The organism is Streptomyces sp. NPDC002130 (assembly GCF_040296465.1).
GTDB lineage: Bacteria > Actinomycetota > Actinomycetes > Streptomycetales > Streptomycetaceae > Streptomyces.
This window is the reverse complement of the sequence record NZ_JBEOXI010000199.1, coordinates 1-15455: the sequence shown is the minus strand read 5'-3', so window position 1 is coordinate 15455 and position 15455 is coordinate 1. Positions and strand designations below refer to the sequence as shown.

Below are 15455 nucleotides of genomic sequence, written 5' to 3'. Positions count from 1 at the left end.
GCACCGTCCAGCCCGGACACGCGGCGACCGGCCGCGCGAAGTCCTCCCCGGCCCGGCCCCGCAGCAGCGGGATCAGCGCGTCACGCTCGATCGTCCTTTGGTGGGCCGGTGCCCTTGTCACCCGCTTCGGCGGACTGGGCGCCGACCGCGCTCATGTAGCCCAGTGGCTCTGTACAGAGAACTGGAGTCGTTGGTCGACGGCTTCGGGACTCACTGTGTGACCCCATCGCTTGATCAATGTCGATGCGTTCGGGAGTCGATGACGGCCGTGCCGGCGGTTTGAGGGCCCCTTCGGCGAAGGCTCTGAGGTGCCTCCTTGGCGCGGGGGCCCCACCTGGGGCTCGCGACGATCTCCGGAGAGGACAGCCCCAGCGCGGCGTTGTCCTTGCCGTCCCGCATGTGGTTGAGCCAGCGCTCGTACCAGCTGAGGAAGTCCTGTGCCGAGAAGACGTTCGGAGGCCAGAAGCCGTCCGCGTTGCCGGTGAGCACGCGGCCGGCAAGGGGACCGGTCACTCCGATGAGGCAGAGATCGCTACAACCCATCTCGATGATGTGGAGGAACAGGTCACCCTGCAGCGCGGACGGGTGGTCCACATGAGTGAATCCCCTCGGACTGCCGTCCGCCGCCTTCCGGTTCATCGTGAACAGCCTGCACTTCTCCAGCGGAAGAAGGCCGTAGAAGGGGCTGGCGCCCCTGCCCCCGAGTTCGATGAGGAACGCTCTGTAGGCCGCAGGCAAGAGAATGTGGTGCCCTTCTCTCGTCTCCGAGACCCTACCGATCGGTCCGGCAGAGACACATCCGAGGGAGGTCCTGGAGAGCCCTGCCTGAGGGTGCAGTCGCCACTCAACGTGATGTCGGGTGGCGTGGGCCATCGGTTACCTGCGCCAATGACCGCCGACCCACATGGGCTGGCCCTCGGTGTGCATACTGTGACCGGCAGAGGGGCCGCCGTCCGACCGGACGGCGATGGGTGGGGCCGACAGGCCACGGGCCTGGCCGGACGATCAAGGAGACCAGCGATGGATGTCGAGGAATGCTGGCGCCGCTACGGGCTTCGCCCCGTCGGCGCGGACCTCGACGAGATCCGTGCACTCCTCAGAGAGCACACGGCGCGCGAGCGACGCGTCCAGGGCGCGGGCGACACTGAGCTGATGAGGCTCTGCTGCTTCCAGCTGTTCAACAGCGGCGATCTCGACGACGTGCTCCTGATCTGGAGTGCGAAGCAAGCCAGCTTCGACGCAGCGTGCTCGATCGACATCGAATTCCTGCTTGGGCATGGGCTCGACGCGACGAAGGCCCACCTCTCGGCCAACCGTGCACCTTCTGCGACGGCGGCGCTGGATCGACTGCGCGAGCTCGAGGCAGACGGTGAATTCGAGGGCTTCTCAGTGGAGGAGCGCTCCGCCGTCTACGACCGGTACTACGGCGACTGAGCAATCTGCAGCGCCGGTCAGTCGTCCGTGATGAGGCCGGTGCCCGCAAGGCAGCTGTCGGCGAGATCCGGGCGGTACTGGATCTGCTTGAGCCTGCGCTTCACGGACCTGGTGATCTGCCCCAGGTCGGCTGCGGCGAGGTTGCCGATGTCGCGTTTGACCAGCGACCAGATGCCCTCCTGCGGGTTCAGGTCCGGCGTGCAGTTGGGGAGTTGGAACACTGTGAGCCAGGCGGGCTACCCCTCCGACACCTGGGACGACGAATGGGCACTGATCGTGCCCTTGTTACCGACACCAGCCTGCGAAACGAAGACAGGCGGCCGACCCGAGAAGCACCCCCGCCGAGAGATCGTGGATGCGATCCGATATGTCGTTGACGCCGGCTGCAAATGGCGGCACTACCCAAGGACTACCCGCCCTGGCGCACGTGTTACGGATTCATGGCCCGCTGGGCCGCCGCCGGCGTCATCGGGCAGATCCGTGACCAGCTCCGCAAACGGATCCGCCGCGAGATGGCCAACGCTCCCGGAGCGGTCGCCACCGTCATCGACTCCCAGTCGATCAAGGCCGCCGAGACCGATGGCAAGGACTCCCGCGGCTACTCCGGCAAGAAAATCAACGGCCGCAAGCATCACCTGGTCGTGGACACCAAGGGCCTGCCACTGTTCGTCATGGTCACCCCGGCCGACATGACCGACCGCAACGCGGCCAAGGAAGTGCTGTTCCGGCTGCGGCTGATGCACCCCGAGATCACCATCGTCTGGGCCGAATCCGCCTATGCCGGACAGCTCGCGACCTGGGCGAAGACCTACCTCAACCTGACGATCAAGACCATCAGCCGCCCAAAGGACGCCTCCGGGTTCGTCGTGCTGCCCCGGCGCTGGGTCGTCGAACGCTCACACGCTTGGGTCATGAACGCCCGCCGACACGCACGCGACTACGAACGGCTCATCCAGCACTCGGAATCGCTCATCACCTGGGCCGCGATCACCCTCATGCCCAGGCGAATCACCCGCCGAAACTCCCGCAGAGCGGACAGCTGACCTCCCGCGAAGCCCACCGTGACTGATCGTCACGGCACTGACGGTCAGCAGTGCCATCAAGAGGTCACTGGGCTCGGATCGCGTTCCCTGAGCACCACTCTCCCACCGCCGCCCGAAGCCTGTCAGCGACTTCGCCCTCCCAGAGCCTGGAGCAAGCACCCGAACCACCACCGTTCGAACCCTGATCTGGGCAAAAGCGCAGCTCAGAATTGCAAAGGCACTCAGCAACACGCGAGACGTCAGCGACAAGGCACATGAAAACCCCCGACCGCTCAGAGATCAGGGGTTCTCGGTCACGGCCGCGCGACTCAAACGGATGGGCTCCTTGTCAACTCCAGTACTGCTGCTGAGCCTGAGCATCCGCTGCCGCCTGGGCCGCAGCTGCTGCTTCTCGTTCCCTGCGCTGGCGGTCCTGCTCCAGCTGGAACTCCCAGTCCAGCCGACGCCTGTTCTCTTCCTCCCGCCGACGCCTTTCTTCTTCGCTCTGAACCTGCCGCGAGTCGCTCATCTGCTTCCTCTCCTCCTGGCGGTGGAGCATCCCCTCATCACCTCGCTGACGCGGGCTGCTTGAGCAGAGATCCACCGCAGATGAGCCAACTTGGTTGACTCTACGGTCAATTGTCGGGGGGCGAGTGACAGACGGCAAGACTTCACAGACTTCCCCATTGTCGGGACAGAGATCGATTAGAAACTACGAGTTCCCGGCCACCCTGACTCACTCCAGTCCGGACCAATCGATCAGCACAACGTTCGGAAACAGGTACTCACTGCCAACCCGACATCGACCTGCGCATCCTCGACTGACCTATGCGCCGAGGCGCGGAGGACGACCTTGCTGTCCGCAGTTCAGCTCAGAGAAGTGGGCCGCCTCGGGGGCGGAACGGCCCGCAGCAGCTCCCACAGCGGCCGGGATCCCGACACCCACACAGCCAGGGTCTGGCGGTCCACCACGTGCAGCCGCTGCTGCTTGGCGAAGTCCACCGCCGGCCGGGTCACCCGCCCGTTCGTCACGATCACCGCGACGTCCGCGCCGTGCACCGGCAGGGCCGTCCCATTGAGGACCTGCAGATCCGGCGTGCCCACGGCAGAGCCGCGGGCGCCGTTGCGGCGGTGCTTGCACTGAATCACCCAGCGCCGCCCGAGCGGGTCGGTGGCTTTCACGTCCGCGCCCAGGTCGCCGCCCCCGCCGACTCGCTGCGCGTCCTGGCAGCCATCGCGGCGCATCAGGTCCCGGACCGCCTCCTCGAACCTGGCGTGATGCAGCGCATCCAGCTGGGACAGCCCGTAACGCAGGCCCTGCGCGCACAGCCTCCCAGCGGGCCTGCTGCCGACGGTTCGACAGCCAGCCGATACCGGCGAGCACGACGAGCACCAGGCCGATGAGGAGCACCCACCAGTGGGCCAGCAGCCGCTTGACCACCATCACCACCAAGCCGCTGACCGCTGCCGCCACCACAGCGAAGGCGATCAGCTGAGCGTCCTTCTGCTGCTGCCGCTTGCTCGGACGCCGAGGGCGCCGCCGTGCCGGCGGCCGCCGACGCGTCATCGGCTCCCCTCCACCGACGGGAACCGGACGGGATACGACACCGTGGGCCGCAGCTGCACAATCAGCGGCGGCGGAGCGTCGTCGAACAGGGTCGGATACTGCACAGTCGACTGCGGCCGCGGAGCCGCCTCTCCACTCCCCGTCGAGGCGTTGCCGTTGCCTAACGCCATCACGGCCAACGCGAACCCGGTGAAGATCGTCATTTCCCGTCTCGCGCCCGCGGGCCAGCGCGAATGCCCCCGAACCGGCATCCCGTCAGAGCGCACATACGGGCGTACCAAAGGCATGGATGCCTCCCCCTCGAAGCGACCGGACCGCCCATGGTGACAGCAGGCACTGACAATCGGTCCGCGCAGCAGCACACGTGGTGATCAGGGAAGGCCTGAACAGGACGTTGCCAGCTCAGGTCAGAGCACTCGAACGGCCGTCGGGCGCGGTGGAAGGCATGGTGCGTGACGTGGACGCTGCCGGAACCGATGCTGAGCTCACCCGTGTCCGAGCCCCGTCTGCGGCCGGGGTGGGGGGACGTCCGACCGCGCCGACCCGTCTGCCGGGCGTGGACCTTCCTCAGCCATGCGTCAGGTTCGGGTCAGGACGAGACGACTGGTGTGTTCGGCCCAGGCGGCCGGCGCTTGGTCCCAGGGTGCCCTCTCGCCGACCACCGGGCTGGGGTCCAGTCGGCCGGAGGTGATGAGGTCCAGGGCCGCAGGCATGGCGGCGCGTGCGTCGATGCGGCCCGTCACGAAGGTGACGCCCTTGACATACATCTCCAGCAGGGGGAGTGCGACATCACCGTTGAAGAAGATCCCGGTGTCCGTGCACACCCCGGCCGAGCTGGTGGAGCGCAGGGCGGTGCGCAGGGTGTCCTGGTTTCGGCTGGTGTGGACGACGATGGGGTGGGACGGGTACTTGCGGCCGGCCGGCTCGCAGATCGCCCGCGCGCCGAGCCGCTCGGCGACCGCGCAGCGGCTCTCGGCCCGGTCGACGTAGGTCACCTCGGCGCCCAGGGCCGCGGCGACGCCTGCGGCGTAGAGGCCGCCGGAACCGCCTCCGAAGACCAGCACGCGGGCGTCGGCCGTCTCGCCCGGGCCACTTAGGTAGGGGGCTACCGTGCGCCAGCCGTCGACCAGGTTGTCCGACAGACCGGCCAGCGCGGCGGCGTCAAGGTCAGCGGGAACAGGCACGCACATGTCGTCGGCGTAGGGCACGAGGATCAGGTCGGCGACCGCGCCTCCCCACTGCATGCCGTGGCTCAGTGGTCCCATGCCGTAGGCCGAACCGGAGGGGACCGCCCGGCAACGGCCGGTCAGGCCCGCGCGGCATGGGCCGCATCGCCCGCAGCTGATCTGGAACGGCACCGAGACCCGGTCGCCAGGAGCCACGCCGGTGACGGCCTCTCCCACCTCGACCACCTCCGCCACGAACTCGTGACCCACCGGGAAGGGGCCGGGCGCCGGAATCTCCCCTCTGACGATCCAGCCGTCGAGATCGCAGGTGGCGACCGCGACCGGCCGCACGATCGCCGCGGCGGGGTCGGTGATCCGTGGCTCGGGCGACTCCCGCCATTCAAGCCGGCCGGGCCGGACATACCAGAGCGCGCGCATGCGTCCTCCTGAGACCGCTAGAGCGCTCGTTCTAATGCGGGGAGACAGCTAGAATGATCGCTCTAAAAGGAGGTGTCAAGTGAGCCAACAGGCACGAGACCGGTTGATCGAGAGTGCGGCGCGGCTTTTCCGGCGGCAGGGCTACGCGGCGACCGGGGTCAAACAACTGCTTGATGACAGCGGCACGGTGGCAGGCTCGCTGTATCACCACTTCCCGGGCGGCAAGGAACAGGTTGCGGTAGCGGTGGTGGAACAGGAGGGGCAGGAGGTCGGGGCCACGCTGAAAGCGCTGCTGGACCGCTCCGACGACGTGCACACCGCACTGGACCGATGGATCACCTGGCTGATCCGCGCGCTGGACACCAGCGACGGCCTGGACGGATGCCCCATCGCCCCACTCGCCCTGGAGGCTCCCACGGCCAGCGGACCCCTGCAGCGTGCGGCTGCCGCCCAGTTCGCCGCATGGGCCACCACGCTCTCGACCGCGCTGCGCGACGAGGGATATCCGGCGGACAACGCCGACCGGCTCGGACTCGTGCTCCTCTCAGCGATCGAAGGCGCGCTCCTGCTCAGCCGTACCTCCGGGGATGCGGCCGCGCTCCAGGCCGTGCGCGTCACCATCACCTCCCTGCTGACCAGATAGGCCGGTCGACCCATTGACGCCACGGTGACCAAGGCCAGGACGGGCCGCTGCTGGGCTTCCGCCGACTCGGTGTTGCCAACGCGGGCAGCGTGGTCGGCTACGTGAACGGTCTACTCGGTGGTGTGGTCGCCGACTATCACCAGCCTGCCCAGGCGCGGCAGCGAACGCGGTTGGCGTTGCCTGGCTAGAGAGCATTCGCGGCTGTCCAGCCGACCCGGCGACAAGGTTCCTTCGAATTCGCGGCCCTGCCTCCGCGCCGACGCTCCCGCGGTCAACGGCGGCAGCGACGACGAACAGGAGGCGTGATGCAGAGCAGTGCGGAGAACATCGATGTTGTGCTCAGGATCGTGGACACCATGGCCGCCTACCGGAAGGCGCACGGCGGCCTACCTGCCGACACGGACGGCCTTGAGAACATGGCCGTGGCGATCGCCGAGGCCCTGGAGCGCGACGACTTCCGCATCGTGGACGTCTTGAGCGGCAGCCGGACCGAGACGCCCACACCCGAGCCGGCCTGACGGCACGGCAGCGGGGCGCCAGCCACTCCGGCCGGCACCCCCGTTGCGTTCTGCACTCCGTCAGCTGGTGGTTAGCCAGCGAGCTGACGAGCCAGCAAGCCAGCCATCCGAGGATTCGGACACGATCGTGCGACTGGATAGCTGGCCAAGCCGTGAGACACGACGACAACTACCAGGTCACGGCACCGCCGCTGGCCATGGGCGGCGAGATGCTACAACCAGCCTAAGAGCGCCACGCCACTGGCGCACCACACCGTGCCCCTCTCGCTTTCCTGACATACGGCTGACCTAGAAGTGGCCGTGGCTGGCACCCCTCGGACCGGGCCTGCGCCCTGTGGCTAGCCGCGTGTGGTGGCGTACCGCACGTCGGGCCCCCACTTGGCCATGGCCGGTGCCATGCACCACTGGCACAGCGGGTTCTCTGGGGCTAGCTGTGTGGCATTGGCGTACAAGGAGCGTTCGCACAGCTCAGCGCCGGTATCGGATCACTGTAGTGATTGCAACAGGTGTAGCGGGATCGCTGGAACGAGGGATTCACCTCGCTGTAGCAGCAGCCTGTGGCCGCCAAGCTCAGATGTCAGCGAGCCAGACGATCACTGGTATGGCATCAGGCGGGGCAGCCTGGCCGCCAGACTCCACGGCGCTGTCAAGCAGGCCCACGCATTCCGATCGTGATGTGTCCGTCTCGTCGGTGATGTTCACCGAGATGCTTTGCGCACGGGCTCTGCAGGCGCTGGTCATACCGGCGGCGCAAGCTAGGGTTCGCGACCATGGACAGAGTCGACCTGGAGCACCGCCACCGCACGTACGACGGCTGGATACCTCCCACCGTCGCTGCACTCCTTCACGAGCACGGCGATCACGACATCCTGCGCCAGGCGGCTGCCCACGGTGACTGGTTCTGCGCCTGCCGGCTCGCCGAGGCCGCTGCCGAGTCCGGCCCGGACGGACGAGCGACGGCGCTGGCTTTGCTGGAGCCGTTCGCGGCCACCGCTGGTGGCCTGCCGTCGACACCGTCGCCGGGCTGCTCGCCGAGTGGGAGTGGTATGACGAGGCCATCGTGCTGCTGCGTCCGCTCGCCGAGACGGGGCACCGGTACGCCCAGCGTGATCTGGCACGGCTGCTGGCTCGGCAGGATCACCTCGACCAGGTCGTCGCCCTGCTCGGACCGCGGGCCGCAGACCTCCTGCTCGCAGAGGAACTGGTGGAGCTCGCCGCGGGCCATGGCCGCGACGTCGAAATTGCTGCCCTGCTCCCCGATATCCAGACCAGCCCGGACCCGTTCGAGCCCTGGAGCTCGGACGCCGTGGACACAGCCCCTCTGCGTGCCAGGTTCCTGCAACTCCAAGGCCGGATCGATGAGGCTATCCACCTGCTGGGCAGGCACGTTTGTGTCGATGATGTCGTGTACGCAGACCACGCCGAGCAGCTCGCACGTCTCTTGGGCCGCCACGGACGGGAGGCTGAGCTGCGCGCGTTCCCGGCCGAGGGAGGCGAGGAGTACGCCCTGGCGGCCTTGGCCCAGTTGCTCGAAGAGCAGGACCGGATCCCAGAAGCGGTTGCCCTGCTTGAGCAGTCCGCCGGGACCGGAAATCCCCATGCGGCCTTCGGTCTCGCCGAGCTCCTCGCCCGTCACGGCCGTCATGGCGAGGCGGTCGAAGTGCTGCGCACGGCTGCGGAGACTGCCGACGGCGACTGCGACTGGCTCATCCACCTGCTGTGCCGCATCCTGGTCGATGCCGGGCGGGCCGACGACGCCCTCACCTGGATCGACGACCACTTCACCCGCAACGGTGGCGACCACCAGGAACAGGCGTTCATGAGGGCCGAGGTCATGAAGCTGAGCGGCCGTGCCGTGGATGCAGAAGCGAAGCCGGCCGAGTTCGCCCGATCCGACGAGGAACTCCTTCGTTGCGGAACGGTGGACGGTGCCATCGCACTCGCTGAACGCCTGGTGCGGCGCGGCCAGCCGCACAAGGCCGTCGCTCACCTCCGCGATCGCCTGGACGGGGCGAAGGTAGTGCGCGGGTAGCACCTGCGATGACTGACTTCTTGCCCTGGGCCATGAGCCGCCAGAATCCTTCCCGCGGTGACTCGAGAGGTGGGCAGGTCGTGGTCAGCCACGCTGGTTGAGAGCACGGGTCAGGTCCCGATTGGCTGCCCGGGCGGCCTCGAGTTCGGCTTGGCGTTCCTCCAGGGCACGGGTCTAGGGGCGGGCCGCCTCGCCCTTGAGCTGCTGGTCGAGGTAGGCAAGCCAGGCGTCTTCGTGTCAATTTCAGCAAGCGCCCGCCGCCCGGCCTCCAGTTCGCCCTCAAGCAGTCCCACAGCCTCGTCCATCGACGGTCTCCGCGTCATGCCTACCTTCCTCGTCCGCCGCTGCCGGCGCTCAGCGTACTCAACCGGCGAACCTTCCCGGTCACAGCACTAGGCTTCCTGCTGTGAGGCGCTGACCAGGTCAGATCCCGATGTCCGAGAGTGGCGTCCTTGTCGTGTCGTCGCGCGGAGCATTGTCAATGCCCGACACGCGCGCAGAAGTGTGACTGGGTGTCAGCGGTTTCCCCCTTATGGCCCCAGCCTTGTAGCCAAGTCGCTTCCTCTCTTGCTTTGTGACGATTCGTCACATGCCTCCCCTCCGGACTCTTGAACGCCCGATCGGCCCCTTTCTGGTGGTCCCCCATGGATTTCTGAAGTGGCGACAGAATCCGGCGTGAGTAGGTTCATTCGTAGGGGGCCGGATCGGCTGGCATCCCTGAGAGATGGAGAAGCGAAATGCCTGCGAGAGGGAGAAGCGGAATGCGAACGCGTACCGTGGTCGGGATCGCATTGTCGGTGGGCGTCACCGTCGTGGCTGTAACCACCGTGGACTATGCGTCGGCTTCAAATTCCGCGTCCGCCCCGTCGGTGCAAGAGGCTGCTGCCTCCTTGCCTCACGGAGGAGACATGGGAGGAAACGGCCAGACGGGCGGGGACGGCCAGACCGGAGGGAACGGGCAGACGAGGTACGGCGACCGTTCGGACGATCGCGGACGGGTCTATGTCAACGAGCGAACGTATTCGGTCGAGGGGGGTGAGTGCATCGCTGTAATCAGTAGTCCGGCGACCAGCTTCAACGTCCGAAACGAAACTGACAATAGGGTCGAATTCTTCACCGGGATTACGTGCGACAACGGTGCTGCAATTGCGACTATCGGGCGCGGAGGCTCCAGCAACGCCATTCCCGGAACAGTGGTTCTCGATGGAGCCGTGGTGCCGTTCGCGCTTGTCGGCAGCTTCCGGGCAGTCGACAAGCATCACCACTGACCCCGGCCCAGGGGCAGCGGTGTCCCTGCCCCTCAGCCCGGCGGTCTGCTCACGGAAGGAGAAGGGAATGTCGGCCGCCTCTCCCGGGGCGATACGTTCCGCACCGGTGACCGCGCGGAAGCATCAGGAACCAGTCCTGGATCAGGAACCAGTCCTGGATCAGGGACGGCTGGGACGCCCGCGGCGGCGACTGCGCAGCCGCGGGCGCGCGCAAGGCATCACCCACGCCAGGGGTGCATGCGATGTACTGACCCGTTCCCCGGGATACGGGAAACTCAATCCAGAACAGTAGTAGTCGCCCACGATGGGGCCCGGACTGAACGAGATCCTTGCCACAGGCGGCGATGCCGTCCGGCTGCTGGAGCACGTCGGGGAACATGGGGCGAGCGCCCCGTAGCACTAACGGCTGATCTGATGGTTTACGGTCATCGCTCATCAGTCCCAAGCGTTGAAGAGCACTCCGCCCAACGTGGTGATGCTGTAGGAGCGCACTTCCCACCTCTCGCCCGGGGTCAGGACCGAGGTGTCGACGTCCGACAGAGGCATGGTGAGCTGCTCGTAGGTGAGCACCACAAACTCCGCATGGGTGAAGGTGTGGGCCCACGGCGGCGGTGCGAGGAACTCCTCGGCATACCAGTCCCGGCGTTCCCGGACGAATGCGATCAAGGGTGGTGGGCGTGTCACAGGATGACGTACTCACGTGTGCCATCGATGACCGTCGCGGTGTGGAAGGTGCGTGGGTAGGCCTGTCTCTCCAGCTCACCAACCTTGCCTCCGGCGGCGCGGGCGGCTGCGTACAGTGCGGTGCGAAAGGCGGGCAGGTCGGTCTCGGGAAGCGGGCCGTCCTTCGGGCGGAAGAACCCTGTTGCTCCGCGCGGGATGGTGAAGCCTGGAATGTCGTTGACCATGTGCTCATCTTGCCCATGGGCTTTCGTGGGTGTTGAGCTGCAGCGTTATGTGGTGCGGCGTGGCTTTGTCCCTGTCTTGTGGTGTGCCGGTCGGCTGTATGCCTCACGGTGGCCAGGACGCGTCCGACATCGTGGCGTGGTGCCGGTCGCCGGTTCCTCGAGCCGGGCGGGCGCCCCGGGCCAGGTGTGGTGGGTTTCGGTGCACGCGCTGGTGAAGTGGTCTTCACCTGGAGGTTCCGGAACCCCCGGCGGACTCGAGCCGGGGTGAGCTTGTGCGGCTCGCCCTTCTTCTCCCACGGCCGGCGGAGATCGACCGCCAACGGGCGGGCGAGTCGCAGCTGGGTGTGGGCGGCGATCACCAGCCACGTCCAGCGGTCCGCCGCCTCCGAGTTGCGTAACCGGGGCTTGGTCCAACCCAGGGTCTGCTTGAACAGCCGAAAGGTGTGTTCCAGGTTGAAGCGGCGCAAGAACGCTTGCCAGCAGCGGTCGACGTCCGCCGGGTCGCGTCGATGCGGGAACCACAGCCAGACCGGCTTGTTGTCTCCTCCGGAGGGGAGGCGCTCGACGGCCAGCCGGATGACGGTGCCCTGGATGATGGGCAGCGGTCCGTCGTGGTCGAGCCAGGCGGCTCGTTTGGTCAGCCGTGGGTGCAGCCGGTCCCAGGCCCGTGCGGCCGCGGTCCCATACAGGCGGGTGTCGGTGACGGTCACGGCCTGCTCTTCGCCACAGGTGGCGGGGTCGCCGAAGACGAACTCGCTGCCGTGCTTGGGCGGGCGGCCACCCTTGGGGGCGTAGACGCGCGGTGGTGTCGGGCGTCGCAGGACGCGGTCGGAGCGCATCCGGCCCAGGACCTCGATCGGCAGGTCGCCGAGCAGGTGGGCGATGCGTGGAGCGTCGTATCCGGCGTCCAGCACCACCAGGATGTCCGGGTCGCTGTCGGTCCACTGGCCGGCAGCCACGAGCCGTTCGACGACATCCCGGAGCTGGGCGGTGGTGACGGCCGCGACGTTGGCTCCCGGCTGCAGCCGGACGGCGTCCAGCACGGCAGTCCAGGAGGTGCGGCCGGTCTCCAACGCGGCCACGACGGAGTACGGCCATCCCGGGATCATCTGGTGCTTGGCCTCTTCACGGCCGTAGGTATGGCAGAACGAGCGGTCCGGGCAGGTGGCGGCATCCGGTCGCAGCCACGGCGAGACGTCCACCGCCAGGACCAGGCGGCCGTCAGCCGCCTTCGGCAGTGGCAGCCGCGCCAGTGCCCGCCGCAGCCGGGCGACGTCGATGCGGCCGTGGTTCAGCCCGCCGTACAGAGATCCGTGCCCGCGGCGGTGTTCCGGCGCGAGCGCCAGATCGACCAGGGTCTTGACCGGGCCGTCCGTGCACAGCAGCGCATCGGTCAGCTCGAACAGGGCATTCCCGCGTCCGTTCAGGCACTCGTAGAACCCCGCCCGGAAGCGTGACAGTGTCGCGAACGCCTCCCGCTTGTCCGGCTGTTGCAGCACACTCATCTCCATGGCCCCGGTCTGATCGCGTGCGTCCTTGGTCGGAGCACAGGATCAAGTCGGGGCCGCCCGCATGTCCGGCGAACGCCCAGGTGAGCGACCAAGTTCGAGTCGCATTTCGGACTGGGATGTTAAACGACAAGCTGAACGAGGCGGAAAGCTGTTGCTGGGTTCGCCGGCAGCGCGATGGAGCAGGATGACAAGGCGAGGGCGCTCGCACGGATGGAGCCGCTGAACGCAGCGACGTACGGGGACTTGCAGCAGGCTCGGTGGAGGCTCGCCGAGCGCCAGACCGCCGCCGACTGACGTGGTCTGGGTGTGGTTGGGTCACCACGCAGGATGATCGAGGGTGGGCTGCACTGTGAGGGTCCGCGTATTCTGCGCCGTGCCGGTGCCGCAGTGTGTCGTAACAGCGGCACCGGCCAGGTGCAATCGTCAGAGAAGGGCGTTTAGTAGCTGTTGTCGTTTCGATCTTGAGGGGTGTGCGTCGAACGGGAGTCTCGATCGGGTGATCGCAGCTGGCCGCGTGCATGAAGGCAGGGCCTCTTGGTAGCTCGGGGTTGCGAAGCCAACCGAGATCGAGGAGACCCTGTTGCCGCAGTTCTACGTGCTCGTGCCGGTGGAGTTCAACTCGGCTGCCCCGTCGTGTGATTGTGTCGCTCACCGGTTCGGAAACGCGGCCGATCACCCGGAACGTGTTCGGCGGTATCCCTCGGACATGACGGACGCGGAGTGGGCTGTGGTCCGGCCGTTGTTGCCGGTGCCGGCCTGGCTGCTGGGCCGGGGAGGGCAGCCGGAGGCGTATTGCCACCGGGCGATACTCAATGCGATCCGCTACCTGGTCGATAACGGGATCAAGTGGCGGGCGATGCCCGCCGACTTCCCGCCGTGGGACCGGGTTTATGCGTTCTTCCGCCGCTGGCGCGACCACGGCCTGGCCAAGGAGTTCCACGACCGGCTGCGCGCACGGATCCGCGAGCGGGAGGGGCGGGATACGGAGCCGACGGCCGGCGTGATCGACTCGCAGTCCGTCAAGGCGGACGCCGTCGTCAGCTCCGACAGCTGCGGATTCGACGGCGGCAAGCTGATCAACGGGCGCAAGCGGCATGTCGTGGTCGACACGCTCGGTCTGCTGCTGGGGGTGATGGTCACCGCAGCGGTCACAGGCGACCGCACCGCCGCCCAGGTCCTGCTGCGACAAGTCACCGACGTACACCACCAGTTGGAGCTGGTCTGGGCCGACGGCGGCTACACCGGCAGCCTCGTCGAGTACTGGCTCACCGCTTTCGCGCTGGTCTTGGCGATCGTCAAACGCAGCGACGACATGCGCGGCTTCGTGGTGCTGCCCAAGCGGTGGATCGTCGAGCGGTTCTTCGCCCACCTGATGCGCACCCGCCGCCTGGCACGCGACTACGAACGCCGCACCACCAGCGCCGAAGCGATGATCTACTGGTCGATGACCCTGCTCATGACCCGCCGCCTGGCCCGGCCACACACGCAGCGAGCGTGAACCGGCCCGGCTGCCGCTCGGCAGCCAACCGGTGCGACCAAGCACTTCGCCTTCGACCGCAGCGCCTCCACCCGAGCCGGCACCACGTCCATGCCGAACCCCGCGGCCATCTCCTGGCACGTCAACGGCCCTTGATGAAGCCGGGCCCGGTCCGCGAGCACCTGCAGAATGCGCTGGTAGTCCACCGACAGCACCGACCAGGCCAGCCCCTCACGCCACACCGGCACCTGCGACTTCGACTTCGCCGCGGCCGGCACCTGCGACGTCTTTGCGGTCTGCTCCTCGGCGGTCGGCGCGGTCTTTCGGCCGGGGCCTGGTCCTGCCCGCTCTCGTCCACAGGGGCCAGCACATCGCCGACCCGCGAGCAGGCAATGGCCCACTCCTTCCATTCCCGCTCGGCCACGGCCACTCGGCCTGGATACGGTCGGCTGCCTCCCTCAGCTCGTCCACACGACGGCGAGCACCCGGCACACGCTGTTCCAACAGCCCGACCACCGACGGCATCCACGACCTCCCAGGCAGCGACAGCACGACAGGCCACAACTCCCACGGGATCACCGACCCCATGCCCGACCAGGGGAAACGCAGTCCTCAAGCCCGGTAAGACAACAACCTCTAAGTCATCGAGCACCGTCGCGCCACTGGACCTGATATTGGCGATCGCCAAGCGCAGCGACGGCCGGAAGGGCTTCGTCGCGCTGCCGAAACGGCGGATAGTCGATTTGTCGCTGACCTTGACCGGCGCCGACTCGGCTGCCACATTAGGTGTACGTTCCACAATTTAGCACGGCGTGCCACATTGCGGCACGTTGAGCCTTTAGGAGGCACGTTCGTGGCAGTCACGGTATGCCCCGCTGGGCGGTCTCCTGGTCGCCCAAGGGGTGTGTCAGCCGCCTTCGTCGGCTTGGCGCCCCCGCCCTGCGGCAGGGCCACCCTCAAGCACTCGCGCCCAGTCCGCCGGTCGCCGGGGTACACAGCGGGACCGGGTTAGTTGTCAGCGTCCGCCTTCGATGGGACGCACCGGCCGACGCCTGAGTCCGGGCCGGCCTCCTGATCCGCGTCGTTCACAACGCCACCCGCACATCGGCACGTCATTCGTCCTCACCGGGGACGTGCTCGCCTCTATCGCCAAGGCGATTCACACCCACCCGATGAACAACAGCGCACAAGGCCCGGAGACATGTCCAGCTTGACTCACCTGACCAGCCCGTTCCAGCTCGGAAACCTCACCGTGCGGAATCGCATCGTGAGCACACCGCACACCACACGCTTCCCGCGAGATGGCTACGTCACCGACGACTACATCGACTACTACAGAGAGAAGGCGCGCGGCGGCGCTGGCCTGCTCCAGTGCTTCGGCACCCCGAAGCTGATCCAGACGGTGGTCAAGCGGGGCTACCGTCTGGCCCTGGACCCGAGCGCGGAGACGAAGTACGCGGACGCGTGAGCC

At 67.4% G+C, this 15455-nt stretch carries 13 protein-coding genes and 6 pseudogenes; 8 read left to right on the top strand and 11 right to left on the bottom strand.

Annotation, left to right across the window (positions count from 1 at the left end; genetic code table 11):
• Positions 1-121: pseudogene (locus ABT116_RS50955) on the bottom strand (maleylpyruvate isomerase family mycothiol-dependent enzyme); the annotation flags it as partial.
• Positions 122-234: 113 nt separating this feature from the next.
• Positions 235-738 carry an SMI1/KNR4 family protein gene (locus ABT116_RS30205; protein WP_351640370.1) on the bottom strand — a complete coding sequence of 168 codons (504 nt, stop codon included), beginning with the start codon at positions 736-738 and terminating at the stop codon, positions 235-237.
• Positions 739-1020: 282 nt separating this feature from the next.
• On the opposite strand from ABT116_RS30205, the gene ABT116_RS30200 reads away from it, so the two are divergent.
• Complete coding sequence (locus ABT116_RS30200; RefSeq protein WP_351640368.1) at positions 1021-1434, top strand: hypothetical protein; 414 nt, start codon at positions 1021-1023, stop codon at positions 1432-1434.
• Positions 1435-1451: 17 nt separating this feature from the next.
• On the opposite strand, the pseudogene ABT116_RS30195 reads toward ABT116_RS30200, so the two are convergent.
• Positions 1452-1664: pseudogene (locus ABT116_RS30195) on the bottom strand (IS630 family transposase); the annotation flags it as partial.
• Between ABT116_RS30195 and ABT116_RS30190 the strand changes: the two are divergent.
• Positions 1657-2450, top strand: a pseudogene (locus ABT116_RS30190) (IS5 family transposase); the annotation flags it as partial. The pseudogenes ABT116_RS30195 and ABT116_RS30190 sit on opposite strands and share 8 nt — an antisense overlap.
• Before the next feature lie 355 nt (positions 2451-2805).
• Here ABT116_RS30190 and ABT116_RS30185 read toward each other — a convergent pair.
• The 4 genes and pseudogenes from ABT116_RS30185 to ABT116_RS30170 form a co-directional block, all read right to left on the bottom strand.
• Positions 2806-2985, bottom strand: a complete 180-nt coding sequence (locus tag ABT116_RS30185) for a hypothetical protein (protein WP_351640364.1) — start codon at positions 2983-2985, stop codon at positions 2806-2808.
• 338 nt (positions 2986-3323) lie between these two features.
• Positions 3324-3900: pseudogene (locus ABT116_RS30180) on the bottom strand (restriction endonuclease).
• A 119-nt stretch (positions 3901-4019) separates the two neighbouring features.
• The gene (locus ABT116_RS30175) at positions 4020-4226 is read right to left on the bottom strand and encodes a hypothetical protein (protein ID WP_351640362.1); all 207 of its coding nucleotides are present in this window, start codon (positions 4224-4226) and stop codon (positions 4020-4022) included.
• 375 nt (positions 4227-4601) lie between these two features.
• Positions 4602-5627, bottom strand: a complete 1026-nt coding sequence (locus ABT116_RS30170; protein WP_351640361.1) for an alcohol dehydrogenase catalytic domain-containing protein — start codon at positions 5625-5627, stop codon at positions 4602-4604.
• Between the two features lie 79 nt (positions 5628-5706).
• Here ABT116_RS30170 and ABT116_RS30165 point away from each other — a divergent pair, with 79 nt between their 5' ends.
• The 4 genes from ABT116_RS30165 to ABT116_RS30150 all read left to right on the top strand — a co-directional run bounded on the left by ABT116_RS30165 (position 5707) and on the right by ABT116_RS30150 (position 10088).
• Positions 5707-6270, top strand: a complete 564-nt coding sequence (locus ABT116_RS30165) for a TetR/AcrR family transcriptional regulator (protein ID WP_351640359.1) — start codon at positions 5707-5709, stop codon at positions 6268-6270.
• Between the two features lie 305 nt (positions 6271-6575).
• Entirely contained in the window at positions 6576-6788 is a 213-nt protein-coding gene (locus ABT116_RS30160) for a hypothetical protein (RefSeq protein WP_351640357.1), read from the top strand.
• 1060 nt (positions 6789-7848) lie between these two features.
• Positions 7849-8820: a tetratricopeptide repeat protein gene (locus tag ABT116_RS30155; RefSeq protein ID WP_351640355.1), complete on the top strand. Its 972-nt coding sequence runs from the start codon at positions 7849-7851 to the stop codon at positions 8818-8820.
• 761 nt (positions 8821-9581) lie between these two features.
• Positions 9582-10088, top strand: coding sequence for a hypothetical protein (locus ABT116_RS30150; RefSeq protein ID WP_351640354.1), 507 nt, complete (start codon positions 9582-9584; stop codon positions 10086-10088).
• 435 nt (positions 10089-10523) lie between these two features.
• On the opposite strand, the gene ABT116_RS30145 is transcribed toward ABT116_RS30150, so the two are convergent.
• The 3 genes and pseudogenes from ABT116_RS30145 to ABT116_RS30135 form a co-directional block, all read right to left on the bottom strand.
• On the bottom strand, positions 10524-10754 hold the full coding sequence (locus tag ABT116_RS30145; RefSeq protein WP_351640375.1) for a hypothetical protein: 231 nt from the start codon (positions 10752-10754) through the stop codon (positions 10524-10526).
• Between the two features lie 14 nt (positions 10755-10768).
• Positions 10769-10996, bottom strand: coding sequence for a hypothetical protein (locus ABT116_RS30140; protein WP_351640374.1), 228 nt, complete (start codon positions 10994-10996; stop codon positions 10769-10771).
• Between the two features lie 45 nt (positions 10997-11041).
• Positions 11042-12501: pseudogene (locus tag ABT116_RS30135) on the bottom strand (NF041680 family putative transposase).
• A gap of 712 nt (positions 12502-13213) precedes the next feature.
• Between ABT116_RS30135 and ABT116_RS30130 the strand changes: the two are divergent.
• Positions 13214-14005, top strand: coding sequence for an IS5 family transposase (locus tag ABT116_RS30130; protein ID WP_351640352.1), 792 nt, complete (start codon positions 13214-13216; stop codon positions 14003-14005).
• On the opposite strand, the pseudogene ABT116_RS30125 reads toward ABT116_RS30130, so the two are convergent.
• A pseudogene (locus ABT116_RS30125) lies at positions 13962-14509 on the bottom strand (hypothetical protein). The gene ABT116_RS30130 and the pseudogene ABT116_RS30125 sit on opposite strands and share 44 nt — an antisense overlap.
• Positions 14510-15185: 676 nt before the next feature.
• Between ABT116_RS30125 and ABT116_RS30120 the strand changes: the two are divergent.
• Positions 15186-15452: an oxidoreductase gene (locus ABT116_RS30120; protein ID WP_351640372.1), complete on the top strand. Its 267-nt coding sequence runs from the start codon at positions 15186-15188 to the stop codon at positions 15450-15452.
• Positions 15453-15455 lie beyond the last annotated feature (3 nt).